The sequence below is a fragment of the Maricaulis sp. genome, from assembly GCF_017642925.1.
Lineage (GTDB): Bacteria > Pseudomonadota > Alphaproteobacteria > Caulobacterales > Maricaulaceae > Maricaulis.
This window is the reverse complement of sequence record NZ_JAEPOL010000001.1, coordinates 152,317-175,251: the sequence shown is the minus strand read 5'-3', so window position 1 is coordinate 175,251 and position 22,935 is coordinate 152,317. Positions and strand designations below refer to the sequence as shown.

Sequence of the window (22,935 nt, the reverse complement as noted above, 5' to 3'; positions counted from 1 at the left end):
AGCGCCTAGACTGCCGGCGGGTTCAGGCGTGCAAAACCGTCCTGACGTTCATAGGGGGCGTGCGGATACGGCGCCGGCACACGACTGACGGCGTCCAGCCTTTCCATATGCGCGTCGCTCAGCGTCCAGCCGACCGCGCCAAGATTGTCCACCAGCTGGGCCTCGTTCCGGGCGCCAAGAATGACTGACGAGACCCCCGGGCGGCGCGTCAGCCAGTTTATGGCGATCTGCGGCACACTCTTTCCGGTTTCGCCGGCGATCGCCTGGAGCACATCCACGATGTCGTACAGCCTTTCGTCATCGACCGGAGGCCCGAAACCCGCGGTCTCATGCAGGCGGCTGCCCTCCGGGAGCGGACGGTCTCGAGCGATTTTCCCGGTAAGACGGCCCCAGCCGAGCGGACTCCACACCATCGCGCCGAGCCCCTGATCCAGCCCCAGCGGCATGAGGTCCCATTCGTACGCGCGGCCGACCAGCGAGTAATAAACCTGGTGCACAATATAGCGCGGCCAGCCGTGGCGCTCCGCCACCGCGAGCGACTTCATCACCTGCCAGCCCGAGAAGTTCGAAACGCCTACATAGCGCAGCTTGCCGGCCCTCACGAGAATATCCAGCGTGTAGAGGACTTCTTCCACCGGCGTGAACGCATCGAAGGCATGAAGCTGGAAGATGTCGATCCTGTCGGTCCCCAGCCGACGCAGCGCTGCTTCGACACAGTCAATCAGACGCTGACGGGACGAGCCGGCCGTATTGGGGCCTTCGCCCATCGGCAAGGTCGCCTTGGTCGAGATCAGCACATCATTGCGACGCCCCTTCAGCGCCGCACCCAGGATGCTCTCGGAGGCACCGTCAGAGTAGACGTCGGCCGTATCGAACAGGTTCACGCCCGCCTCCAGACAGAGATCGATCAGCCGGACCGCTTCTGTCTCGCCCGTGCGGCCCCAGTTGGAGAAGAGCGGGCCGGTGCCGCCAAACGTCCCGGCGCCGAAGCTGAGAGCCGGAACCTGCAGGCCCGAACGGCCCAGATGTCGATATTCCATCTTGAAAATTCCTGTGAGTGAAAGGGATCAGAGCGCCTGCGCGGGACACGGCCGGTTCCGGCCGGCCCGCAATGCCGCCAGGGCCAGCAAGAGACCCAGCAGCGGCAAGGCAGAAGCAAGAAGCGGCAGGGCTCGCAGCGGCATACCGCTGTCGAGAGCCAGGCCTGCCAGGCCGGCGCCCAGCGCATTGCCCAGATTGAACGCCGCGATATTGAAGCTTGAGGCGAGGCTCTGGCTTGCGCCATGCGCTCTTTGCATCACCCACAGCTGCAACGGCGGAACCGTGGCAAATCCGGAAACGCCCAGCAGGGCAATCGCCACGACCGCTCCCGGCTGGCTCTCAAGCAGGACGCTCATCGAGGCCAGAACCGCGCACAGTGCGAGGATCGTCCCGATGAGCGCCGGCACCAGCGCCCGGTCCGCCAGACGGCCGCCGAGCAGGTTTCCCGCGATCAGCCCGCCGCCAAGCACCAGGAGAAGAGGCGAGAGTGCCGGTTCAGCAAAACCCGTCACGCGGGTCAGCAGCGGCGCGATATAGGTGAAAACCGCGAACACCCCGCTGAAGCCCAGAGTCGTGGTCGCAAAGCCGAGTAGCACCGCTGGTCGCGACACGGCAGCGAAGTCCGCTCGCCAGCCCCCGGCACGCCCTGGTGCCGGGGCATGGGGCAGAAAGCGGGCAATGACGGCTATGGCCAGCAGTCCGACAATAGAGACCGCCCAGAAAGTCGCCCGCCAACCCAGCTGCTGACCCAGCCATGTTCCCAGCGGAACTCCGAGAATATTCGCAAGGGTGAGGCCGGTGAACATGATCGCGATGGCCGATGCCTGACGGTCTTTCGCGACGAGTCCGGCCGCTACGACGGAGCCGACCCCGAAGAATGTGCCGTGCGCGAAAGCGGTCAGGACCCGCGCCACCATCAGCAGGCCATAGTCCGGCGCGATGGCGCAGGCTGCATTGCCGATGGTGAAAATCGCCATGAGGGCCAGAAGGACCGATTTGCGTGACAGGCCCGCCGTGAGTGCGGTCAGGAGGGGCGCCCCGGCGACCACCCCCAGCGCGTAGCCGGAGATCAGCAGTCCGGCAGCAGAAAGGCTGACGCCCAGATCTGTGCTGACCTCCAGCAGCAAACCCATGATGACAAATTCGGTAACGCCGATGCCAAAGGCACCGACCATGAGAGCGTAGAGGGCACGGGGCATGAATGAGGAACCTCGTCGATCCGGCTTCTGGTGCGGCTCTAGATGGCTCCTCCGGGAAGATTGAATTAGACTGGGAAAAAGAAACTCATATATGAATTGAATTCACATGACGCAGCGCGAGATCAATCGCATCGCCGAGATGGAGGTCTTCGTTGCGGTGGTGGAACAGAGCGGCCTGTCCGCCGCTGCGCGCGAGCGGCGCATGACGCCATCCGCAGTCAGCAAGCTGGTCTCGCGCCTGGAAGCCCGCCTCGGCACGCAATTGCTGGCGCGCTCAACCCGGCGGCTGCGCCTCACTCCGGAAGGCGATCTGTTCTACCAGCATGCGCGCCGCATCCTCGCGGACATTGAGGAAGCCGAGCGCGCCGTGGCGTCCGGAGAGGAGGCAACGGGGCGTGTGCGGCTCAATACCAGCGCGTCCTTCAATACCCACGTCCTGGCACCGGTCTTGCCGGACTTTCTCGCCCGCCACCCGAGGGTCGGCGTCGATCTCGCGCTCACCGACCATGTTGTCGACCTGATGGAGGCGCGCGCCGATATCGCCGTCCGCGCGGGTCCTCTGAAATCGTCCAACCTGATCGCACGCAAACTGGGTACAAGCCGCAACCGGATCGTTGCAGCGCCCGCCTATATCGAGCGTCACGGACAGCCGGAAACGCCAGCCGATCTGGGCCGCCATACCCGCCTCGGCTTCTGCTATGAACGTGCCGTTTCAGCCTGGCCCTTTCGCGTAGATGGCGTCGAACGCCGCTATCCACCGGACGGGCGCATCCTGGCCAGCGACGGGGAGAGTCTCCGCGCCCTCGCTCTCGGAGGCGCCGGTCTTGCCAGGCTAGCGGAGTTCACCGTTCGCTCCGACATCGCCGCCGGCCGCCTGGTGCCCGTTCTGCAAGACTATATCTGCGAAACGGACGTCGAGGAGTTTTACGCTGTCTATGTCGGCGCGGGAGAGTTGCTGCCCAAACGGGTGCGCGTCTTCCTCGATTTTCTGGCCGAACACGCACGGGTCACGTGACGCTGGCGGCGTACGGTCTGAAAATGATCCGAAGGAAGAATGGAGCGGGCGATGAGATTCGAACTCACGACATTCACCTTGGCAAGGTGAATGTTCCTCATTCTCTGGGATTTCCTGCGGGACTACTGACTAAACTATCCCACTGATTTAGAGCGGCTTATGTGATACTGGTTATCTCATGGATCGCAGCGCCCTACCTTCTCGGTGCTGGGACGGTGCTGGAATTCTTGCGGGAACCTGATCAGATGAGCCTCAATCGACGCGAACGAATCACGAAGCGGGTGGTCGATAGCGCAACCCCGGCCGCCACAAAGTATGTGGTCTGGGATAAGGACCTCGCCGGGTTTGGCCTGAGGATCATGCCGAGCGGCCGCAAAACCTATTTCATCACCTATCGTGCTGGCGGTGGCGGCAGGAGCGCGCCCCAGCGCGAATACAAGATCGGCCGGCATGGCGAGATCACCGCTGACCAAGCGCGGGCCGAAGCTTCGAAGCTCCTGGGCTCGGTTCGGCTGGGCGGCGACCCGGCCGGCGACAGATCGGACGCTCGCTCTGAAATGTCCGTGGCCGATCTGTGCGATCTTTATCTGAAGGAAGGCGCGGCCACGAAAAAGGCCTCGACGCTGCTCAATGACCGGCAGCGCATCGAGCGCCATGTCAAGCCGCTGCTGGGCAGAAAGCGTATTTCCGCCGTGACCTCTGCCGATATCGAACGCTTTCAGCAGGACGTTGCGAACGGGCGAACGGCCGTGAAACGAGACGGCGGGGACCGGAAGCGCACCGACCCGGTTGCCAGAGGCGGCAAGGGCGTTGCTTCTCGCACGCTGGGGCAGCTGGGCGCCGTCTTCGCCTTCGCCGTAAAGCGCGGCCTATGCCCCTCCAATCCGGTTCGGGGCGTGAAGCGCTTCCAAGACGGCCAGTCACAGCGCTACCTGTCAGCCAAGGAAATGGGGGATCTTGGCAAAGCCCTTATGGACGTTCCGGCCAATGCCAAGGGCAAGAACATCATTCGCCTTCTGGTGCTTACCGGCGCGCGGAAGGGCGAGATCGAGAAGCTGCGCTGGTCAGAGGTCGATTTCGGCCGATCCTGCCTCTTCCTGGGCGACTCCAAGACCGGCGCCAAAGTCGTCCAGGTGGGTGCGGCCGCGCTCGAATGCCTGAAGTCGATCGACCGGGCAGACGGGTCGCCCTTCGTGTTCCCGTCCGAAGGCGATCCCGCAAAGCCCTATGTCGGCACGCCGGCTGTGTGGCGGCGGATCCGGACAGAAGCCGGACTTCACGATGTGCGTCTGCACGATCTTCGCCATAGCTATGCCAGCACGGCCGCCGCTGGGGGCATGCCGCTTCAGCTGATTGGCAAGCTGTTGGGACACCGGAATGTGAAGACGACGGCGCAATACGCTCACCTGGCCGACGATCCCGTCAAACAAGCCGCTGACCGTACGGCCAGCGCTACAGAGGCCGCCTTGAAGGGACAATCTGGCGAGGTGGTCAGCCTGAGGAAGGCGTAAGCCGCCCCTCTTCCGCCGCCGCGGTGGCGGGTGGGGAGGCCACATGCGCGCGAGATTCAGCGTTTTGCAGTTCAGGTCACCGTCTCGTCGCCCGCTGACCCTCGAGCTGGTCGCGGGTCCTTCCTGGGCTTTTTCCGTATACGGGGCATCAAGCCGCGGACGTTTTGCAGACACAGAGCGCGTCAACATGGTTGACGCCCTTGGTTGACCATCGTCGAACAGCCCTTTCAGTTGGGCGCCTATACTGCCGAAACTCCCTTCAATTCAATACAGTAGCCGTCTTCGTCGTACAGAGTGTCAACACCGGTCACGCGGATCGGTGCGACCGGTTGACACTTTTGGTGGGAACGGTGGGAACCGTGGGAACCGACCAGCCCGGATAGCATGCCTGGAAAGGCCAGAACGCTACACCACACATGAATCTTGAAAGTGGGAACTGGTGGGAACTGCTGGGATCCCCCGACCTCACCGAACGGCGTTCGGCCGGCTCGATTTTGATGGATCTGAACGGCACTCCGGTATCAGCCCAACCAACTCAGGGAAAAATCCCCGCGCTAGTGTGGCCCCCATCCCCGTAGTAATGGGCGAGGAAGGGCGGTGAAACGCACTCCAGGCGGGTCAACCCCTCTCCAAAGTCACCCTTCCGGAGATTGATGACATTGAGCGACATTCCACAATGTCACCTTTGCGCGGAACGATGACATAGGGACCCCGCAAAATCAGACCATTAGACGGACAAGTCACCTTTCGCTCGGTTCGTTCACCCTGCCCAGGGTGCAGATCCTCGCCTGAGACACGAAAAGGCCCCAGCGAACGGCATTCGCTGGGGCCTTATGAGGGGTCCCCTGGCGGGGGCTGTCCCGCTCAAGCCGACTTGGGGCTTGGCGGTTTCGAACTACATTGACCCCTCGCCAACGTTCTATGCTGTCAGCCCCGCTCTGCCAGAATCCAGGAGCGGGTTCACCGTGCGCGGGTCTTCCCTCATGTAAGTCTCTATCAGCTTGTGAAGGGCGCTCCGTTCCGCGTCACTTATCTGACGCAAGAGAAAATCGCGCACAGCATAGAGGTTCCGGCAAACTGTCCGCTCCGTTCGGTCGAGATACATGGGGTTCATCCTGGGCAAATCCTCCACGTCACTGGCCGCGAGCAGGAGATGAACCAATGCCCCTCCAGCGCTGTCCGGTCTCGCCCAGGATGCGGCCTCTTCGGCAGCCTTCACCCTGTTAAAACAGATCTCCTCCTGGGTCTCGATCTGTTCGGGTGTCGCGGTCGTATCGATCTGCCAGCCGCTTAGCGCTACCTGGACCCGCTTACCCAATTCAGTGGACTGGCAAGTTCCTGTTGGGATATCCGACATTTCACAATCTCCTTTCTGATCTGAGCCGCGGCGTCACGCGGCCGCGTATTCGCGATCGATGAGAGCGGCGGCGATTTTCAGGATCGCTTCGATGCCTTCTGGATCGTCTATCCATTCGTCCAGGACCGCGACGGAGAGCGCTATGCGCATGTCCTGAGTAGTATGGAAGGGCCCGTCCATGATCGCTCTTGCGGTCTCGTTCAGCGCATCTGAGGCCCGATACAGGCTGGCTTTTGCGGTGACGTAGTTCAGTTCGACGATCGCGCGCCCGGCAGCGGATATACTCGCGTCCTTCTGCGTGTCCCTGTGTGCTGTTTCTGCTGGAGCGAAAGCATCAAGGGCGCGGTCCTGGCGGGCTCGTCTTTCCAGAAACTCGTTCCATTGCACGGCCAAGCTGCCTTCTCGTTCTGCCGGCTGAATTGGTCCGCGCACAAGAAGGTTTTCGATAACCGCTCGTCTCTCGTTGTTGTGCATTTCCTGTCCCCTTTCCTCAAGCGCGCGCATTCCGTCGCCACGCCTATAGCGTCAAGATATATGACGCTTTGAATTTGGCAAACCCGTCTTTCTTGGTATGTTCGCATCCAATCGTGAGAACGCTGGGGGTTTCGATTTCTGATGCTGACTGCAGAGGCGTGTCGCGCCGGCCGGGCGCTCTTGGGCTGGGCTCTCGAAGATCTCGCATCGGCCAGCGGTATCGCCGCTGGCACGCTCTCCCGCTTTGAGAACGGGCGGCCGATGCGGCGAGCCTCAATCGAACGTGTCCTGTCAGCGTTCTCGACCCACCACGTGGAAATCATTCACGCGGAAGATCGCACTGGCGCCCAGCTCGTGTTCGCGTGCCGGCGCTCCGGGGGCTCGCAATGAATGGACCAAAGTTCATCTATGACGATGGTCGAGAAGCGGAGCTAGAGTGGCGCCCGATCAAGACGGTGGCGCAAGCCAAAGCCCCTCAGCCCCGGCCGCCTTATCATTTGCGAGGGAGAGAAAGCGGTGGGCCCTTCTTGATTGACGTTCCGTCTGTCGAGAGCGTCACGGTGCCAAGTTTCGATGCGTCCATGAAAGGTGGGGACGACGGATCGCTGGTCGTCAACCTGCCCATGAATAGTGACGGCAGCGAGCTGAAGCCAGTATCCATTGGAGAGGTCGTTTGGGCCGGCTCCGGAATCGATCGGCGGCGAGTGGCCTTCCTCGGGGGGCAGGGCAGTTCGACTAGTCGCTTGTTCCCCATTGAGATTGATCGCCGTTGGAATTATCTCGACCTTCAGACTGAGGCGCGCGGGGATAGCTGGATTGATTTCGACGCCCGCCGTCAAGCATCAGAGATTCTCCACGCCCACGACTTTCCATCTCATTGGGGGGTTGAGACAGAGCGGGGCCGCGTCGGAATCTCATTTGGTGATGGGAGCGGCTTTGGGCACGCTTGGGCGTGGATAGGCCCCAAACTGTGTTGGGCACCTATTCCTGAGCACGGGCACCTCGACCGCAGCGAAAGCCGCTCAGATTGCGAGTCGGCGCAGATCCCCACGAAGGTAACGTGGCGCTCTTGCCAAAACAGCGAAGGCAATGGTCGGAGGTTTCAGAAGGCCTTTCCGCTGGGGGCTCCGTTTCATTGGGCGTTGTGGGTTATCAACTATGTCCACGCCCAAGATGTTCTGCGTCGAAACTGGGATGAATTCTCTGATCCGAATAAAACGCTAGGAGTGGCGGGAAAGCTCGGCTTTGACTTGGGGCAGTTCATGGCGGAGCACCGACTGCGACAGCTACACTCGAGATCCATTGATGCCCACCATCAAGCCGAAGAAGAGGAAGCTGATCGGCGGTTAAACGTCATCGCTGGCAACGAATCTCGCGCAGACAAGCGGTGGCGAGACTATGCCTTGGCCTGGTGCAGGAGACGACGGGAAGACAGACCCGCCCATGGTCAGGGGGCGCTCGCCGACGAGCTCATTAAACACTTTGACGACAAGGCAAAAGCCGATGAGCCCATTGGGAGGCTTCCCAAGAGAGCGGGGATCATCGCTCAAATCTCTAAGTGGGAAAAAAAGGGCCAGCTTAAGCGGTCAACGGGCAACCCAGTTGATAAGGCCAGAAGACCCCCCAACTGATCATCAAAACTCCCCCCATTTATGATGATTGCTCCCCTTTTTAGCCATCAACCGGTCTGAACTCATTCGCTCGCGTTCGGCATTCCTTCCCTCGCCCACTCTGTAGGGCTTTGAACTGGAAGGAATAGCCCATGCATGATTCTCGTTATCTGGACGCCGACAAAGCCGCTGCATACCTCGGCGTGAGCCAAGGATACCTGAATAAGTTGCGGACCACCGGAGGCGGTCCCGTGTTCGTGAAGGTCGGCCGGCGCGTCGTCTATGATGTTGCCGACCTGGATCAGTGGTTCGCCGATCGCAAGCGCGCGTCGACCTCGGTTTAGCCCCCATGTCCAAAGACGCGAGCGCGCGGCGAGGTCGAATAGATTTCGCCCGCGTGAACAGCGCCGCCCTGTCCAATGCGCGATGTATTGTGCCGGCGCTTCTCCCCAGCGGACGGCTTGACGGTGATGAGTGGGTTGCCCGCAACCCCCAGCGTCAAGACCGCCGTCTGGGATCCTTCAAGATCAACCTCAACACCGGCAAGTGGGCCGACTTCGCCACCGGAGACCGCGGCACAGATCTGGTGAGCCTGTCCGCCTTCGTCACCGGGAAGTCGCAGCGGGAGGCTGCAATCAGCCTTGCCCAGTCGCTGGGGGTGGATCCGTTCGAGGAGGGCGCGCGATGAATGCTCATTCAAGGCGCTTCGATGCCTGCCCGCCCTGGGCACTTGCCAGCCTGCGGGCCGGGTTGAACCTGGTGGATCGCGAGCGCTTGCGATACGGGCTGCAGCAGGAAGGCATCATCCATCAATACCGGCAGCTATGTGACATCAACCTTGGCTGCCCTGATCTGACAGATTCCCAGTTCCGGCGCTTCTGCGCCACACTCGAGCAGGTACCGGTGTGGCTCACCGGACCGAGCCTTTGCATGCGGGGTGCCGGCGCGTTCGTGTTCGCTCCGCTGCATGCGGGCTTCTTAATGGCCGCAGCCCGCGCCCTGCTCGGCTGGACGCGAGGGGATGTGATCGGGCTGCCTGGTGTACGGCTAGACTATGACCGTCTGGCTTGGTCGGAACGAAGCCCAGATACCGCATTAATAAACGAGCTGCAGGAGGTATACGCGGCGGCCGGCGTACAAATCATGCACAGCGCGGATCGTTATTCGTCCCTCTATGGTGTTTACGCGCCGCTGGAAGTTCTGGATCCTGCGGCAAGCCGTGCCGCTCTCCATCGATTGAGGGGGCGGCATGACGAACGGGGCTGACGATCCTTTCGACCGGGTCCGCGCCGCTGTCGAGAATGGCCCTACCGAACGGCGTTCGGCGAGTTCAGCGGCCGGAGAGCTGATTTCGCCGGTTCCGGCCGATGCGCCGCCGCCGCCAGACGAGTTCCGGAAACTGGGCACTCCGTCCAGGTGCTGGGCCTTCCTCGAGGCCAGCGGCTTAGTGCTTCGGTACACGCTTCGCTTTGACCAGGAGGACGGCGGCAAGGAAATACGCCCCCTGACGCTATGGCGCGACAAGGCCGGGCAGCTGACCTGGCGCTTCAAGTCCGAACCTGGGGATGCTCGTCCCCTCTATGGCCTCGACCAGCTCGCCAGCCGCCCCAGCGCAGCGGTCCTGCTGTGTGAAGGCGAGAAAGATGCGGATGGCGCGGCGGAAAGGTTTCCGGACTATGTGTGCATGACATGGCCCGGCGGTTCGAACGCCGTTGCCAAAGCCGATTTCGGGCCGCTCAAGGGCCGCAGGGTGGCGATCTGGCCCGATGCCGATGCACCAGGCCAGAAGTCTGCCCGTGCTGCACAGCGCGCCTGTCTTGCCGCTGGGGCGCAATCCGCGTCGGTGGTCGAAATCCCCGCCGGCCTGCCCGACGGGTGGGGACTGGCGGACCCGTGGCCGTCTACGCTGGAGAAGTCAGCCGCTGCCCAGTTGATTGCCGGCGCACTCTCGACCCCCAGCGAACGGGCGTTGCCCTACGGTTATCGGCTTTCTCGGAACGGCCTCGAATATGAAACCGGTGAGGGCGACAAGCGCCACTGGATGAAGATTGCCGGATCGTTCGAGCTGATCGGCGAGGGCCGGGATCCGGACGGCGATGGCTGGTCGATCGTCATCCGCTTCAAGGATCGTGACGGGCGTGAGAAAACCGAGATCATTGCCCGATCCCAGCTCGCATCCGAACCGGGGGCGGTGCGCTCCCGGCTGGCGGGCGCGGGCCTCCTCATGCCGTCGAGCCGGGCGAAGGCAGAACGGTTCGCCCAGTTCTTCACCGAAATCGAATGCGCCGAACGCCTCACGCTGGTGGATTCCACGGGATGGAAAAGTGGCGACCGGTTCGTGTTGCCCCAGCGGGTATTCGGTCCGGATGGTTCCGAACCCATGCTGTTCACCGGCAATGCGAGCGCGCTGCACTATCGGCAGCGCGGATCGCTACAGGCTTGGCAGTCGGACATCGCGGGCCGCGCGCCGGGCAACTCGATGTTGCTCTTCGCGCTGTCGATCGGGTTTGCCGGACCATTGCTCCGCCCTCTCGATATCGAAGGCGGGGGCTTCCACTTCCGGGGCGGCAGTTCGACCGGCAAGACAACGCTTGCGCTGGCGGCCGGATCCATCTGGGGCGGCGGCGGTCCGCTGGGGGCGGCGCACACATGGCGCTCGACCGCGAACGCCCTTGAGATGATCGCCTACGGCCACAGCGAAACATTGCTCGTCCTGGACGAACTGGCTCTGGTCGCACCAGAAGAGGCCGGGCAGTCCGCTTACGCGCTCGCCAGCGGGCAGGCCAAGGGCCGCATGAACACGAACGCCTCGCTTCGGCCCCGGCCGGAGTGGCGAACCATTCTGCTGTCTACCGGCGAAATCGGCCTCGCAGACCACATTCGGACAAGCAAGCGCGCCGAACGCGTGATGGCGGGGCAGGAATTGCGCCTGATCGATATCCCGGCCGATGCCGGTCAGGGGATGGGGATCTGGGAGGATCTGCACAGCGCGGCCTCTCCAGCGGAGCTGTCGGACGCGCTCAAGGCTTCATGCGGTCGGCACTACGGTCATGCCGGTCCGGCGTTCGTGGAACGCTTCGTTCGGGATGCAGACGCCGCTCGCGCTGCGGCGAGCGAGATCATGCAGGCCTTCATCGAAACGGCGCAGCGTCCCGGCGATCACGGGCAGGTGCATCGGGGCGCCCTGCGCTTTGCCCTGGTCGCGGCCGCGGGCGAATTGGCTGCATCGTTCGGGGTTGCGCCCTGGGAGGCTGGCGACGCGTCCAAAGCCGCCTTGACGCTCTTCAATCGATGGGCCGGAGCGTTCGGGCGATCAGCCCCGCGTGAGCGGCAGGACGTAGTCAGGACCCTGAAGGCGGCAATTGAGCAGAACCAGAGCCGCTTCTCCTTCATCGCAGACACAGCCCTAGACGAAATTGATGAGCACACCGGCTCGCGTCCGCGCGCTGGCGAGGCGCGATCACTGAAGACGCTGGGGTATATGCACGATGCGGGCGAGGAGACCTTCTATCTGTTCCACGACGCCGGGTGGGCGGAGATCTTCGAAGGGTTTGACCTTAAATTCGCGGCGCGCGTCGTGCTGGAAGAGAAGTTGTTGGCGCCTGGTGACGGGAACCACATCAAGAAAGCCAAGAAGGTGCAGGGCCAGAACCGCCGCTTCTACTGGGTCCGCGCTGCCGTCCTGGGGATCGACTTCGATGCCGACTGATCGCCTCGCCGGCGCGATCGCAGCAGCTCGGCGCCAGTTCGGCGCGGCCGCCCCAGCGAGTGGGAACCGGGAACGCGGGTTCGCAGAAGTGGGAACCCGGAATTCCTCGGCAAACCAGACAGATGGCGGCTCGGTTCCCACTGGTCCCACCGTTCCCACCGCTGGGGAAGACACCCGCCAACATGCCGATGAAGCCGACCGCCTGGCCGCGTACGAAGAGCGCGCTGCGATCATGGAATTTGACGGGGGGCTCGACCGGCAGGAGGCGGAACGGCGAGCATCAAGGGAGTTCGAGCCCCACCAGAACGGGAGTGGACACACTACGCCATGCTGAAGATAGTTTCTCGGCTACGTGGCGGAGGTGAAGCCTGTGGAGTTTGATCGGAAGCTGATGGCTGTCATAAGCCCCTGGGAACCATCCGACCGTGTCGCCGAAGCCTACATGCTTCGCGGGGCGATATTGGCCAGCTTTGCCCACATCGAGCAGTGTCTTTCCGAATTGGCCATTCGCGCGTCGTACGCTCCTGAGTACGACAGCATTGCATCCGACCATGACTCATTGCCGTTCACCATGTCGAAGCGCGTCCGGTTCTTGAAGCGTATCGCCGGAACCGCGGGCCCCCTAGGTCCATACTCCTCGCTGTTGCAGTCTGTGTTGAAGCGCTGGGAAAAAACAAAGGATCTGCGAGACCAGATGGCACATGCTCACATGTCGGTCCTGCCAAACGCGCCAGTTCGCTTTTCAGGCATCAAACCCGATGGCGGCGAAATCCATATGGTTTGGAGTAACTACTTCAGTCCGGCCCTGACCAACGCAGCGCTGCGAGCCGCCCGGTTTAGCCGGGCATGCCAGCGAATCCGCGATAAGTTTGAGGCACAACAACTGCTGCCAACTTTTGAGGACGCACGCATCCATCACGAAGGCCGTTGATGATGTCCGAACGCCATCTATTCGCGACTTCGATTTACAACGCCGTGCTGGGATGGTGCTGGGAATTTTCCCGGCCCGATTTTCGTGGTTCGCTAAGTCTTTGAAATAATGGAGCGGGCGATGAGATTCGAACTCACGACATTCACCTTGGCAAGGTGACGCTCTACCCCTGAGCTACGCCCGCTCACGATGTGCGGGGCTTGGCCCCGCCGGGGAGCGGGGTATATCGCGCAAACGCCGGATAATTGCAAGCACCTGATTCCGTCGACTTGCACATGGCCGCATCTCGCGCTTCAACGGACAGATGCCAGCGACACGCCAACAGCTTTTCGACCGTCTCGACGCCTTGGGAATCGCCCATGAGACCGTCGATCATCCGCCTGTATTCACGGTCGAGGAAGGCCGCGATATCAAGGCGAAGATGCCGGGTGGGCACACCAAGAATCTCTTCCTCGCCGACAAGAAGGGCCGGATCATCCTGGTCTCTGCGCTCGGCGAGACGCAGATCCCGGTCAACCGTCTCCACCGCCTGCTCGACTGCGGCCGCCTCTCTTTCGGGAAGCCGGACCTGATGGAAGCCGTGCTGGGCGTGACCCCGGGATCAGTGACCGCCTTTGCCTTGATCAATGATGTCGAAAAGCGGGTCCACTTCGTGCTTGATGCGGCCCTGACGCGCCACGACCCGGTGAACTTCCACCCGCTCTCCAATGACGCCACGACTGCGGTGAGCTGTGCCGACCTGATCCGCTTTGCCGAGGACACCGGCCATCCGGTGCAGATTGTCGATTTCGAGGCGCTGTCTGCCGAGGCGGGCGCGGCGCAGTGACGCCTTGCATCCCGGCGCCAGCAAGGCCAACTAGGACACAACACTGCGATGCGATTGCCGCTGTGGCAGCCGCATCGTGCCTTTGAACATTCCGGCCGGGCCGGTTTCCAAGCGGAAGCCTCCCGGTCTAGGGTGACGCGAACACAAGGAATTTGGTCATGAGCGCAGATCTGACCCTGGGAACAGGCGCGCCGGAAGGCGATATCGTCAAGGACTCCACCGATCAGGCCTTCATGCAGGATGTGGTCGAGCCGTCGCGCGATGTGCCGGTCATCGTCGACTTCTGGGCGCCCTGGTGCGGGCCATGCCGCCAGCTGGGTCCGGTGATCGAAAAGGCCGTGCGCGACGCGGGCGGCGAAGTGCGTCTGGTCAAGATCAATATCGACGAGAACCCGGGCATCGCCCAGCAGCTGCGCGTCCAGTCCATCCCGGCCGTCTTCGCCTTCAAGAACGGTCAGCCGGTCGACGGTTTCATGGGCGCGTTGCCGGAAAGCCAGATCAAGGACTTCATCCAGCGCATTTCCGGCAAAGGCCCCAGCGAGGCCGAGCTGAAAGCGATGGTCGACCGCGCCCTGGCAGCCCTTGAGGCCGGCGATCTGGGCGGTGCGTCCCAGGACTTCGCCGCCGTGCTGCAGGCCGATCCGGGGCATCCCGGCGCGCTGGCCGGTCTGGCCCGTGTCTGGCTGAAGAATGGCGATACCGACAAGGCGCGCGAGATTCTCGACCATGTACCCGAAGACCGCGCCGGAGATCCCGCCGTTGAAAGCGTGCGCGCAGCGCTTGAGCTTGCCTCCGGCGCTCCGGCTGATGACAGCGAAACGGCCGCGCTGCGCAGCCGCGTCGAGCAGGACCCGTCGAACCTTGAGGCCCGCTACGAGCTGGCCGAGGCCCTGGTTGCTGCCGGCGATCACAAGGGCGCCATCGACCAGCTGATCGCGATCACCGCGCTCGACCGCGAATGGAACGACCAGGCCGCCCGCACCCTGCTGCTGAAAGTCTTCGATGCGGCAGGCCCGGTCAGCGAGGTGACCCGTGAGGGCCGCCGCCGCCTGTCGGCCATCCTGTTTTCGTAAGGAAGAAGACGATGAGCGAGAACCAGACCGCCCCGCGCGAAGTCGATCCCAAACTGCTGGAAATCCTGGTCTGCCCGGTAACGCGCGGCCCGCTGACATATGATCGCAAGGCCCAGGAACTGGTTTCGGACAGTGCCGGCCTGGCCTATCCGATCCGCGACGGGATTCCGATCATGCTGCCCGACGAGGCGCGCAAGCTGGAGCGTGACTGATGGCGCGCCCCTGGCCCGAGCAATTGCGCTTCTCCCGTGCCGACAAGGCCCTGCATGTCGCCTTTGATGATGGCAAGCGCTTTGCCATACCCTTCGAGACCCTGCGGGTCGAAAGCCCCAGCGCAGAAGTCCAGGGACACGGCCCCGGCGAGAAGCGACTGGTGACCGGCAAGGAGAATGTGCTGGTCACGGCAGCCGAGCCCGTCGGCCGCTATGCTGTGCGGCTCGTCTTCGATGACGGCCATGATTCCGGCCTGTTCACGTGGGATTATCTCTATGCGCTGGGTGAAAGCGCGCACTGATCACCGGTCCGAGGAGACTGCGATGCTCAAACCCGTTCTCGCCGGCCTCGCAGCCGCCATTGCCTTGCCCGCACTCGCCTTGGCCGGCCCCGGGGACTTCGCGCCCGGTCCCGTCATCGAGGAATTCGGCCCCGTCGCACCTGTCGAAGGCGCCCTGCCCATTCCGGAGGGCACTGAATTCCGGATCAGTTTCGACACCAAGGACCAGGCCGCCGAAGGCGAACTCAATTCCAAGCTGACCGCTGCAGCGCGCTTCCTGAACATGCAGGCCGCTGCGGGCGTGCCCGTCGAGAACATCCACCTCGCCATCGTGGTTCACGGAACGGCCGTCCACGATGTGACCCGCGGCAGTGCCGGCGCCAATGCCGACCTTGTCGCAGCGCTGGTGGAGCACGGCGTTGAGATTTTCGTCTGCGGCCAGAGCGCGGTCTGGTACGACGTCGCGGCAGACGATCTCCTGCCGGGCGTGTCCATGTCGCTCTCGGCCATGACGGCCCACGCCCTGCTGCAGGCCGACGGCTATACGCTCAACCCGTTCTAGGCGGCGTCCAGGCGCTGGCCTTTCAGCAGACGCGGCGGATCGCCGGTCTCGCCCCCGGCCTGGCGCATGAAGAAACGGCGCGCCGGCGGAATGCTGTCGACAATCGACAGGCCGATGCCGCGAAGCTGCCGGATCGGTTCTATGTCGTTCGAAAACAGGCGATTGAAGAAGTCGGTACCCGCGGCCAGCGTCGCGCTGTCGAATTTGCGCCAGTCCTCATAGCGGCGCAGCGTCGTGACGGCTCCGATATCGAGCCCGACCCGCCTGGCCTCACCGCAGACTTCCGCCAGAGCCGCCGCGTCGCGAATGCCCAGATTGAAGCCCTGCCCGGCCAGCGGGTGAATCCCGCGCGCGGCATCGCCGACAAAGGCAATGCGGTCGTCGCAGAATTGTTCGGCATAGCGCAGGCCCAGCGGATAGGCGAAACGCGGACCTTCCGGCCGGACATCGCCCAGGAAATCGCCGAAGCGCGCTTCCAGCTCCTCCTGGAACACCGCGTCCGGCGCCTCCTTGAGCGCATCGGCAATCGCGTCCGGCTCGGTCCAGACCAGTGAGGAGCGGTTGTCAGTCAATGGCAGGATGGCAAACGGGCCTGACGGCAGGAAATATTCATAGGCGGTGCCATTGTGCGGCTCGGCATGACGGACAGTGGCCACCAGACCCTTCTGGCCATAGCCCCAACCGGCCGTGCGCACACGGGCCTGGTCGCGCAGGCGCGAGAACTTGCCGTCGCACGCGACCAGCAGCTTGCCGGACAGGCGTTGCCCGTCAGCCAGGACAAGATCGATCCCGCCCTTGCGATGTTCGTAGCGATCGGCGCGCGCCGGTGCGATCAGCGTGATCTGCGGCCGCGCCTGCAGCGCCTTGACGAGCGCCTGGCGCGAGCGCCGGTTCTCGGCCATCCAGCCCAGCGGTTCGCCGTCCGGGCCTTCGGATATCTCGTTGCGGTCGAAATGCAGCGTGTGCGGTCCCGGCCCGCCGGGCTTTTCGCCGCCATAGGGCCGCCCGTCGCACACGAGGATATGCTCGATCCGCTGGGCATGTTCGCGCAGGTGATCGGCCACCCCCAGCGCCTCGAACATGCGCCAGGAGGTGTAGGCCAGCGCCGAGGCGCGGCCATCGAAAGTCGGCGCCAGCTGGTCTGAGAATTCCAGCGCGTCCACGACCGCGACCGACAGACCGGCCTGGTCCATGGCCAGGGCCAGCGTCATTCCGGCGAGACCGCCGCCGGCGATCACGACATCGCCATCAAAAAGGGGTTTGCTTGTCATGGAACGGAGAATACGGGGTTTGTGTTCTGTGAAAAGCGGTCAGAGCGCCGCAGCGCATTCAGTTTCTGTTTACCCTGCGGGAAGACTTCCCCGCTAGGACGGTGTTCATGAGCCGCAAAGCCGCCGCCAACGCCGACACCGGGGATACGAACCGCGCCGCCAAACCGCTTTGGCGGCTGCGCCTGCACGACCTCGTCGCGGGCGGGCTGATGCTGGCGGCCGGTCTCTTCCTGCTGTTGTCCCTGCTGTCGCACAATGTGCTCGATCCCAGCTGGAATGTTGCGGCCGAGGGCGAGGTGAGAAACTGGATGGGCCGCTGGGGCGCATCCCTGTCGGACATGCTGCTGCAATCGGTCGGCTGGGCCGCCGGCGGGCCGGCGATTGCCCTGACCATCTGGGGCGCCATCCTCGTCTGGCGCACGCCGCAGCACCGCCCGCGTTCGGTCGCCGGCTTCCGCTGGTTCTTCGCAGCCCTGGGCACGGCCGGTTTTGCGGCCGCCGTGAGCGCCCTTCCCGTTCCCAATGCCTGGCCGTTTGCCTCGGGCATGGGCGGCGCCATGGGCGATATCTTCCTCAACACGCTGGCCGCTCTGCCGGCCCGTTTCGATCTGCCGGGCGCGACAGGAATGGCGGCGGGCTTTGCTCTCCTCCTGTCGATTGCGGGTATTTTCCTCACCTTCGGCCTGCGCTCACGCGATATCGCGGCAGCCGTCGATGCCGCGGGGCTGGCCTGGGCAACGGTGCGCGTATGGCTGGATGCCGTGCGTGGCCGTGTCGCCGGCTTCTCGGGCGATGACGGCCCGGACGACGAGGTTCACCGTCCCGTTCGTGAAGAGCCGGTCCTGCGCCGTGCCATGCGGGCTGCGGACGACGCTCCAGCAGCCGTGCGCGCTCAAACCAGCGAGTCCGAAGCTTCAAGCGCAGTGAAAGTGGCGCCGGGCCGCAAGGCCAAACAGTCCGACCGTGACGTCCGCGAGGCACAGGGCGCGCTGCCCTTCGTCAAGACCGACGGGTTCAAACTGCCCCGGCTCGATCTTCTGGCGAAGCCGTCGGTGCGCAATGACGCCGTCGACGAGATGGCGCTGCGCCAGAATGCCGAGCTGCTGCAGGGCGTGTTGTCGGACTTCGGTGTGAAAGGCGAGATCGTCCAGGTGCGCCCCGGCCCCGTCGTCACACTCTATGAATTCGAGCCGGCACCGGGTGTGAAATCGTCGCGCGTGATCAATCTGGCCGACGATATCGCCCGCTCGATGTCCACTACCGCCGCCCGGGTCGCCGTCGTGCCCGGCCGCAATGCGATCGGTATCGAACTGCCCAATCCCAAGCGCGAAACCGTTTATCTGCGCGCCCTGTTCAATTCCAAGGCCTTCGAGGACGCCAAGGCGGAACTGCCCTTCGCGCTCGGCGAGACGATCGGCGGCGAACCCTTCGTGGCCGACCTGGCCCGCATGCCGCACCTGCTGATCGCGGGGACCACCGGCTCGGGCAAGTCGGTCGGTATCAACGCCATGATCCTGTCCCTGCTCTACCGGCTGCCGCCGGAAGACTGCCGGATGATCATGATCGATCCGAAAATGCTGGAACTCTCCGTCTATGACGGCATCCCGCACCTGCTGACACCGGTCGTGACGGATCCGAAAAAGGCCGTGGTCGCCCTGAAATGGGCCGTGCGCGAAATGGAAAGCCGCTATCTGCGCATGTCCAAGATCGGCGTGCGCAACGTCTCCGGCTTCAACGAGCGCGTCGCGGAAGCCCTCAAGACCGGCGAGGAACTCTCGCGCACGGTGCAGACCGGCTATGACAAGGAAAGCGGCGAACCGGTCTACGAGACCGAGACGATTCCGGCGGAGAAAATGCCCTATATCGTCGTGGTGATCGACGAAATGGCCGACCTGATGATGGTCGCCGGCAAGGAGATCGAGGCTGCCGTGCAGCGCCTGGCCCAGATGGCGCGTGCCGCCGGCATCCACCTCGTCACCGCCACACAGCGTCCCTCGGTGGACGTCATCACCGGTACGATCAAGGCCAACTTCCCGACCCGGATTTCCTATTCGGTCACCTCGAAGATCGACAGCCGCACCATTCTCGGCGAGCAGGGGGCGGAGCAGCTCCTGGGCATGGGCGACCTCCTGTACATGGCCTCGGGCGGACGTCTGCGCCGCCTGCACGGCCCCTTCGTCTCCGACCGCGAAGTCGAGGAAATCGCTGCCTTCCTGAAGAAGCAGGCCCCGCCCGAATACATCGAGGCCGTCACCGCCGGCGGCGATGATGACGAGGACGGCATTCCCGGTCTCGACATGGGCGATGAGGGTTCCGGCGACCAGCTTTTCGACCAGGCCGTCGCCCTCGTGGCCCGCGATCGCAAGGCCTCGACCTCCTATATCCAGCGCCGCCTGCAGATCGGCTATAACCGCGCCGCCACCCTGATCGAGCGCATGGAAGACGAGGGTATGATCGGCCCCTCCGACCACGCCGGCCGCCGCGAAATCTTCCTGCCGGAGAATGACGGGGTGTAGGGCATTGCCTTCCGGTGCCGGGGCGGTCATTTTCCCGCGCCCGCAATGGTCCGGAGCGCGACTGTCATGATCACCACACTGGCCTTCGATGCCGACGATACGCTCTGGCACAATGAGCGCTTCTACCGGCTGACGGAGGAGAGCTTTACCGCGATGCTGGCCGACTATGCCGAGCCGGACCACCTGTCGGAGCGGCTGCTGGAGGCGGAGCGGCGCAATCTCAAACGCTATGGCTACGGCATCAAGGGTTTCGTCCTGTCGATGATCGAGACGGCGGTCGAAGTGACGGAGAACCGGGTGCCGGCGGCCACGATCCGGCAGATCCTGGATGCCGGTCACGACATGCTGGAGCATCCTGTCGAGTTACTGCCCCATGTGCGTGACACAGTGGAAGCATTGACCCCTCATTACCGCACCATAATCGTCACAAAGGGTGACCTTATGGACCAGGAGCGCAAGATTGCGGCCTCCGGTCTGGCGGAGCTGTTCGACGGGATCGAGATCGTCTCGGAAAAGACCCCGGATATCTACCGGACGATTTTCGACCGGCATGGCGACGGCGCCGAGCGCGCGATGATGATCGGCAACTCGGTGCGTTCGGATGTGGTGCCGGCGATCGAGGCGGGCAGCTGGGGCGTTCACGTGCCGCACGGGATGACCTGGGCGCTCGAGCACGCCGAAGCGCCGGCCGAACATCCCCGCTTCCGGGAGATCGGCGATCTGGCCGGACTGCCCGGCCTGCTCGACACGCTGCGCTGATCTGCAGCGATGACAGCGGCTGACGGAAGAATGAACATCCAGGCCTTGCTCGCGCCCAAATCCCGGGCCAGCTTGCGGCCATGATCGCTCTGCTTTTCTCCCTCGCCCTGCTGCAGCAGGACCCTGCGGCCGACGCTCCCGCCGAGGCCGTGCAAACGCCGGCGGCCGAAGAAGCCGGCACGGCGCCGTCCGGCCTGGACCGCGAAACGGCGCTGGCCGATATCAACGCCTATCTCAACGGTATCGACACCCTGCGTGCGGAGTTCGTGCAGGTGGCCCCCGACGGTTCGTCCGCGACGGGCGAACTGGCCATGGCGCGTCCCGGCCGCCTGCGCTTCGAGTATGACGAGCCGACGCCGATCCGCATCATTGCCGACGGAACGACCGTCGCGATCGAGGACAGCGCCCTGGAGACGGTCGATCGCGGCCCGCTGCGCTCGACGCCGCTCTGGTGGCTCTTGAAAGAGGATATCGATATCGCCCGTGACGCCGAACTGGTGGGCATGGAGAGCGAGTTCGGCTTTCTCTATGTCACGCTGCGCGACCCCAGCGAGGAAATGCCGGGCGAGATCATGTTCGTCTTTGCCGAGCCCAGCTATGAGCTGCGCGAATGGTTCGTGACCGATGCGATGGGCGAGATCACCCGCGTCAGCCTGAACAATGTCGAGACGGGCATGCGGCTGAACCCGCGCCTGTTTGTCATTCCGGAGGCGGAAGACCGCCGGGATTCGCGCCGCAACCGGTAAAATGGTTGATGTTTTTCTGCCACAGGCAAATCCTTTCTCATTTTTTATTTGCAGAAATCCGGGCGATGTGGCGTTATTGATACGCTGACTGAGAGGCAAAGGATCGGCGTCGTCCCCCCGCTTGCAGATCCCTTCTCGGTCGCGCCGGACTGATCCCCTCCCGGCGCTGCGCTGTAAAAAGACACGCGCACGGCTCGGCGCCCGGTCTCTCCCCCCTCGAGACCGGGCGCCTTTCGTTTCAGGCTCCCGTCATTCAGCCTGCCGTCATTCGCGACCCCCGGCACACCTTCCCCCTGTCAAAGCCGGCAGCGGATCGCTAAATACGACGCATGCACTTCCACGACGAAGACGAAGGCGCCGACATCCCGCGCCTGCTCGAAGAAATTCCGCTGCTCTACAAGGCCCGGGCCTTTGCCGAGAGCCTCAATGCCAACACCTGGTTTTCCCGCCTGGGCGAACCGCTGGACGCGCGCGAGCGCTTTCTGGCGCGGACCTATCTGGACGGGCTGGGCTTTCCCGAAGCCGAGCCGGCCCTGCTGTCGGGCTGGGACGAGGCTGCCGGCGCGGCGGAAACCATGGATACCGATCCGATGGGCTGGGAAGCCGAGGAGATGCTGCGCACCGGCCTGGTGTCGCGGGTTCTCGAGCGGCTGGACGAGGAAGCGGTGCATGCCGCGCTGACCCTGGTTGCCCAGAAGACCGGCGACACGGCCCGCGACGCGATCGAGGATGCGGCCGCGCTGGCCGATGTCGAGGACATGGCGCTGGTCCATGCTGCTGCCGGTGCGCTGGCCCAGGCGGCGAATGGCGCGGCCCTGGTGGTTCTGGCCGAAGCCGAGGACGATGAGCCGCCCCATCCCTTCCTCGCGCGCTGGCGCCTGTTCGCCCGCGGCCGCTGGCCCGTGGGCCTGGCCGGCGCCACCTACAACATCCTCTGACACTTTCCGACCGACCGCCCGCACAAGGACTGCCCATGACCGCTTTCACGCTCGCCAGCTGGAATATCAACTCCGTGCGCCTGCGCGCACCGCTTGTGGCCGACTGGGTCAGCCAGGCCGATCCGGACGTGTTGTGCCTGCAGGAGATCAAGTGCCTGAACGAGCAATTCCCGGAAGAGGCCTTCCGCGAGATGGGGTTCCGGCATTTCCACGTGCGCGGCCAGAAGGGGATGCACGGCGTCGCGATCGCCTCGAAACTCCCGCTGGAGGATCTGGGCGATGAAGACCTGTGCCCGAAGGCGGAAGCCCGTCACCAGCGGGTGATGGTGGAAGGCATCGAGCTTCACAATTTCTACATCCCGGCCGGCGGCGACGAACCGGACCCGGCGATCAATCCGCGCTTTGCCCACAAGCTGGGCTTCCTCGACCGCATCGAGGCCTATTTCAAGGCCCGCGCCGCCGAGAACCCGCCGCTCGTCCTGGTCGGCGATTTCAACATCGCGCCCTATGAGCACGATGTCTGGTCGCACAAGCAATTGCTGAAAGTGGTCTCCCACACACCGGTCGAGACCGAAGCCCTGGAGCGGATCCGCCAGGCCGGCGATTTTGCCGATGTGGCGCGTGAGCTGATCCCGATGGACGAGAAGGTCTATTCCTGGTGGAGCTACCGCGCCCGCGACTGGAAAGCCGCCAATCGCGGCCGCCGTCTCGACCATATCTGGGCCGCTCCCGCCGTGCGCGAGCGCGCCCTGGCCGGCGGACGTGAGGCTTTCAGGATCTGGGAAGATGTGCGCGGCTGGGAGAAGCCGTCGGATCACGCCCCGGTGGTGCTGCGGATCGGCGGCTGACCGCCAACTTCCACCCAATCTCTTGTAATCGGCCCGTTTTCCGACGCATCCTGTGC

The 22,935-nt window shown here is 63.8% G+C and carries 24 protein-coding genes and 2 tRNA genes; 19 read left to right on the top strand and 7 right to left on the bottom strand.

Translation table 11 applies throughout. From position 1 onward, the window contains the following. Positions 1-5: 5 nt before the first annotated feature. Together JJ918_RS00875 and JJ918_RS00870 are read right to left on the bottom strand one after the other, a co-directional pair. Entirely contained in the window at positions 6-1,040 is a 1,035-nt protein-coding gene (locus JJ918_RS00875; RefSeq protein ID WP_291882074.1) for an aldo/keto reductase, read from the bottom strand. 27 nt (positions 1,041-1,067) lie between these two features. Then, entirely contained in the window at positions 1,068-2,240 is a 1,173-nt protein-coding gene (locus JJ918_RS00870; protein ID WP_291882072.1) for an MFS transporter, read from the bottom strand. A 106-nt stretch (positions 2,241-2,346) separates the two neighbouring features. Here JJ918_RS00870 and JJ918_RS00865 point away from each other — a divergent pair, with 106 nt between their 5' ends. Next, entirely contained in the window at positions 2,347-3,255 is a 909-nt protein-coding gene (locus JJ918_RS00865) for a LysR family transcriptional regulator (RefSeq protein WP_291882070.1), read from the top strand. 40 nt (positions 3,256-3,295) lie between these two features. Here the strand turns inward: JJ918_RS00865 and JJ918_RS00860 are convergent. Further along, a tRNA-Gly gene (locus JJ918_RS00860) sits at positions 3,296-3,398 on the bottom strand. A gap of 102 nt (positions 3,399-3,500) precedes the next feature. Here JJ918_RS00860 and JJ918_RS00855 point away from each other — a divergent pair. Further along, complete coding sequence (locus JJ918_RS00855) at positions 3,501-4,766, top strand: site-specific integrase (protein ID WP_291882067.1); 1,266 nt, start codon at positions 3,501-3,503, stop codon at positions 4,764-4,766. 919 nt (positions 4,767-5,685) lie between these two features. Here JJ918_RS00855 and JJ918_RS00850 read toward each other — a convergent pair. Both JJ918_RS00850 and JJ918_RS00845 read right to left on the bottom strand, forming a co-directional pair. Continuing rightward, complete coding sequence (locus tag JJ918_RS00850; RefSeq protein WP_291882065.1) at positions 5,686-6,123, bottom strand: hypothetical protein; 438 nt, start codon at positions 6,121-6,123, stop codon at positions 5,686-5,688. A gap of 33 nt (positions 6,124-6,156) precedes the next feature. Further along, positions 6,157-6,627, bottom strand: coding sequence for a hypothetical protein (locus JJ918_RS00845; protein ID WP_291882063.1), 471 nt, complete (start codon positions 6,625-6,627; stop codon positions 6,157-6,159). 111 nt (positions 6,628-6,738) lie between these two features. On the opposite strand from JJ918_RS00845, the gene JJ918_RS17195 reads away from it, so the two are divergent. The 7 genes from JJ918_RS17195 (at position 6,739) to JJ918_RS00815 (ending at position 12,847) form a co-directional block, all read left to right on the top strand. Next, entirely contained in the window at positions 6,739-6,987 is a 249-nt protein-coding gene (locus tag JJ918_RS17195) for a helix-turn-helix domain-containing protein (RefSeq protein WP_367277610.1), read from the top strand. Next, on the top strand, positions 6,984-8,228 hold the full coding sequence (locus JJ918_RS00840) for a hypothetical protein (RefSeq protein ID WP_291882061.1): 1,245 nt from the start codon (positions 6,984-6,986) through the stop codon (positions 8,226-8,228). The genes JJ918_RS17195 and JJ918_RS00840 overlap by 4 nt, the downstream gene beginning before the upstream one ends. Positions 8,229-8,359: 131 nt before the next feature. After that, positions 8,360-8,551, top strand: coding sequence for a helix-turn-helix domain-containing protein (locus tag JJ918_RS00835; RefSeq protein ID WP_291882060.1), 192 nt, complete (start codon positions 8,360-8,362; stop codon positions 8,549-8,551). 5 nt (positions 8,552-8,556) lie between these two features. Further along, positions 8,557-8,895 (top strand): hypothetical protein, encoded by a 339-nt coding sequence (locus tag JJ918_RS00830; protein WP_291882058.1) that lies wholly within the window; start codon positions 8,557-8,559, stop codon positions 8,893-8,895. Further along, positions 8,892-9,473: a hypothetical protein gene (locus JJ918_RS00825; RefSeq protein ID WP_291882056.1), complete on the top strand. Its 582-nt coding sequence runs from the start codon at positions 8,892-8,894 to the stop codon at positions 9,471-9,473. Before JJ918_RS00830 ends, JJ918_RS00825 begins: the two co-directional genes overlap by 4 nt. Beyond that, positions 9,457-11,916 (top strand): DUF927 domain-containing protein, encoded by a 2,460-nt coding sequence (locus JJ918_RS00820; RefSeq protein ID WP_291882054.1) that lies wholly within the window; start codon positions 9,457-9,459, stop codon positions 11,914-11,916. The genes JJ918_RS00825 and JJ918_RS00820 overlap by 17 nt, the downstream gene beginning before the upstream one ends. 370 nt (positions 11,917-12,286) lie before the next feature. Further along, positions 12,287-12,847: a hypothetical protein gene (locus JJ918_RS00815; protein WP_291882051.1), complete on the top strand. Its 561-nt coding sequence runs from the start codon at positions 12,287-12,289 to the stop codon at positions 12,845-12,847. Between the two features lie 109 nt (positions 12,848-12,956). Here the strand turns inward: JJ918_RS00815 and JJ918_RS00810 are convergent. Further along, a tRNA-Gly gene (locus JJ918_RS00810) sits at positions 12,957-13,031 on the bottom strand. 120 nt (positions 13,032-13,151) lie between these two features. Here JJ918_RS00810 and JJ918_RS00805 point away from each other — a divergent pair. From JJ918_RS00805 to JJ918_RS00785, 5 genes are all read left to right on the top strand, one after another. After that, the gene (locus tag JJ918_RS00805; protein ID WP_291882049.1) at positions 13,152-13,673 is read left to right on the top strand and encodes a prolyl-tRNA synthetase associated domain-containing protein; all 522 of its coding nucleotides are present in this window, start codon (positions 13,152-13,154) and stop codon (positions 13,671-13,673) included. Positions 13,674-13,831: 158 nt separating this feature from the next. Further along, complete coding sequence (gene trxA / locus JJ918_RS00800) at positions 13,832-14,746, top strand: thioredoxin (RefSeq protein WP_291882047.1); 915 nt, start codon at positions 13,832-13,834, stop codon at positions 14,744-14,746. An 11-nt stretch (positions 14,747-14,757) separates the two neighbouring features. After that, entirely contained in the window at positions 14,758-14,958 is a 201-nt protein-coding gene (locus JJ918_RS00795) for a Trm112 family protein (protein WP_291882044.1), read from the top strand. After that, a complete protein-coding gene (locus JJ918_RS00790) occupies positions 14,958-15,260 on the top strand; it encodes a DUF971 domain-containing protein (RefSeq protein ID WP_291882041.1) in 303 nt (100 codons plus the stop codon). Before JJ918_RS00795 ends, JJ918_RS00790 begins: the two co-directional genes overlap by 1 nt. Positions 15,261-15,282: 22 nt before the next feature. Then, positions 15,283-15,801 carry a DsrE family protein gene (locus JJ918_RS00785; RefSeq protein WP_291882040.1) on the top strand — a complete coding sequence of 173 codons (519 nt, stop codon included), beginning with the start codon at positions 15,283-15,285 and terminating at the stop codon, positions 15,799-15,801. On the opposite strand, the gene JJ918_RS00780 is transcribed toward JJ918_RS00785, so the two are convergent. After that, complete coding sequence (locus JJ918_RS00780; protein ID WP_291882039.1) at positions 15,798-17,072, bottom strand: UbiH/UbiF/VisC/COQ6 family ubiquinone biosynthesis hydroxylase; 1,275 nt, start codon at positions 17,070-17,072, stop codon at positions 15,798-15,800. The two genes, JJ918_RS00785 and JJ918_RS00780, sit on opposite strands and share 4 nt — an antisense overlap. A gap of 107 nt (positions 17,073-17,179) precedes the next feature. On the opposite strand from JJ918_RS00780, the gene JJ918_RS00775 reads away from it, so the two are divergent. The 5 genes from JJ918_RS00775 to xth all read left to right on the top strand — a co-directional run bounded on the left by JJ918_RS00775 (position 17,180) and on the right by xth (position 22,879). Further along, entirely contained in the window at positions 17,180-19,588 is a 2,409-nt protein-coding gene (locus tag JJ918_RS00775) for a DNA translocase FtsK 4TM domain-containing protein (protein ID WP_291882037.1), read from the top strand. 66 nt (positions 19,589-19,654) lie between these two features. After that, the gene (locus JJ918_RS00770; protein ID WP_291882035.1) at positions 19,655-20,347 is read left to right on the top strand and encodes an HAD family hydrolase; all 693 of its coding nucleotides are present in this window, start codon (positions 19,655-19,657) and stop codon (positions 20,345-20,347) included. Between the two features lie 80 nt (positions 20,348-20,427). Next, entirely contained in the window at positions 20,428-21,093 is a 666-nt protein-coding gene (locus JJ918_RS00765) for an outer membrane lipoprotein carrier protein LolA (RefSeq protein ID WP_291882032.1), read from the top strand. 329 nt (positions 21,094-21,422) lie between these two features. Continuing rightward, positions 21,423-22,031, top strand: a complete 609-nt coding sequence (locus tag JJ918_RS00760; protein WP_291882030.1) for a hypothetical protein — start codon at positions 21,423-21,425, stop codon at positions 22,029-22,031. A gap of 35 nt (positions 22,032-22,066) precedes the next feature. Next, positions 22,067-22,879 (top strand): exodeoxyribonuclease III, encoded by an 813-nt coding sequence (gene xth / locus JJ918_RS00755; RefSeq protein WP_291882027.1) that lies wholly within the window; start codon positions 22,067-22,069, stop codon positions 22,877-22,879. Positions 22,880-22,935: the final 56 nt, after the last annotated feature.

Excerpts from the sequence above, each read along its gene's own strand:
- JJ918_RS00875 (WP_291882074.1), bottom strand. The coding sequence starts at position 1,040 with ATGGAATATCGACATCTGGGCCGTTCGGGCCTGCAGGTTCCGGCTCTC.
- JJ918_RS00870 (WP_291882072.1), bottom strand. The coding sequence starts at position 2,240 with ATGCCCCGTGCCCTCTACGCTCTCATGGTCGGTGCCTTTGGCATCGGC.
- JJ918_RS00865 (WP_291882070.1), top strand. The coding sequence starts at position 2,347 with ATGACGCAGCGCGAGATCAATCGCATCGCCGAGATGGAGGTCTTCGTT.
- JJ918_RS00855 (WP_291882067.1), top strand. The coding sequence starts at position 3,501 with ATGAGCCTCAATCGACGCGAACGAATCACGAAGCGGGTGGTCGATAGC.
- JJ918_RS00850 (WP_291882065.1), bottom strand. The coding sequence starts at position 6,123 with ATGTCGGATATCCCAACAGGAACTTGCCAGTCCACTGAATTGGGTAAG.
- JJ918_RS00845 (WP_291882063.1), bottom strand. The coding sequence starts at position 6,627 with ATGCGCGCGCTTGAGGAAAGGGGACAGGAAATGCACAACAACGAGAGA.
- JJ918_RS17195 (WP_367277610.1), top strand. The coding sequence starts at position 6,739 with ATGCTGACTGCAGAGGCGTGTCGCGCCGGCCGGGCGCTCTTGGGCTGG.
- JJ918_RS00840 (WP_291882061.1), top strand. The coding sequence starts at position 6,984 with ATGAATGGACCAAAGTTCATCTATGACGATGGTCGAGAAGCGGAGCTA.
- JJ918_RS00835 (WP_291882060.1), top strand. The coding sequence starts at position 8,360 with ATGCATGATTCTCGTTATCTGGACGCCGACAAAGCCGCTGCATACCTC.
- JJ918_RS00830 (WP_291882058.1), top strand. The coding sequence starts at position 8,557 with ATGTCCAAAGACGCGAGCGCGCGGCGAGGTCGAATAGATTTCGCCCGC.
- JJ918_RS00825 (WP_291882056.1), top strand. The coding sequence starts at position 8,892 with ATGAATGCTCATTCAAGGCGCTTCGATGCCTGCCCGCCCTGGGCACTT.
- JJ918_RS00820 (WP_291882054.1), top strand. The coding sequence starts at position 9,457 with ATGACGAACGGGGCTGACGATCCTTTCGACCGGGTCCGCGCCGCTGTC.
- JJ918_RS00805 (WP_291882049.1), top strand. The coding sequence starts at position 13,152 with ATGCCAGCGACACGCCAACAGCTTTTCGACCGTCTCGACGCCTTGGGA.
- trxA (WP_291882047.1), top strand. The coding sequence starts at position 13,832 with ATGAGCGCAGATCTGACCCTGGGAACAGGCGCGCCGGAAGGCGATATC.
- JJ918_RS00795 (WP_291882044.1), top strand. The coding sequence starts at position 14,758 with ATGAGCGAGAACCAGACCGCCCCGCGCGAAGTCGATCCCAAACTGCTG.
- JJ918_RS00790 (WP_291882041.1), top strand. The coding sequence starts at position 14,958 with ATGGCGCGCCCCTGGCCCGAGCAATTGCGCTTCTCCCGTGCCGACAAG.
- JJ918_RS00785 (WP_291882040.1), top strand. The coding sequence starts at position 15,283 with ATGCTCAAACCCGTTCTCGCCGGCCTCGCAGCCGCCATTGCCTTGCCC.
- JJ918_RS00780 (WP_291882039.1), bottom strand. The coding sequence starts at position 17,072 with ATGACAAGCAAACCCCTTTTTGATGGCGATGTCGTGATCGCCGGCGGC.
- JJ918_RS00775 (WP_291882037.1), top strand. The coding sequence starts at position 17,180 with ATGAGCCGCAAAGCCGCCGCCAACGCCGACACCGGGGATACGAACCGC.
- JJ918_RS00770 (WP_291882035.1), top strand. The coding sequence starts at position 19,655 with ATGATCACCACACTGGCCTTCGATGCCGACGATACGCTCTGGCACAAT.
- JJ918_RS00765 (WP_291882032.1), top strand. The coding sequence starts at position 20,428 with ATGATCGCTCTGCTTTTCTCCCTCGCCCTGCTGCAGCAGGACCCTGCG.
- JJ918_RS00760 (WP_291882030.1), top strand. The coding sequence starts at position 21,423 with ATGCACTTCCACGACGAAGACGAAGGCGCCGACATCCCGCGCCTGCTC.
- xth (WP_291882027.1), top strand. The coding sequence starts at position 22,067 with ATGACCGCTTTCACGCTCGCCAGCTGGAATATCAACTCCGTGCGCCTG.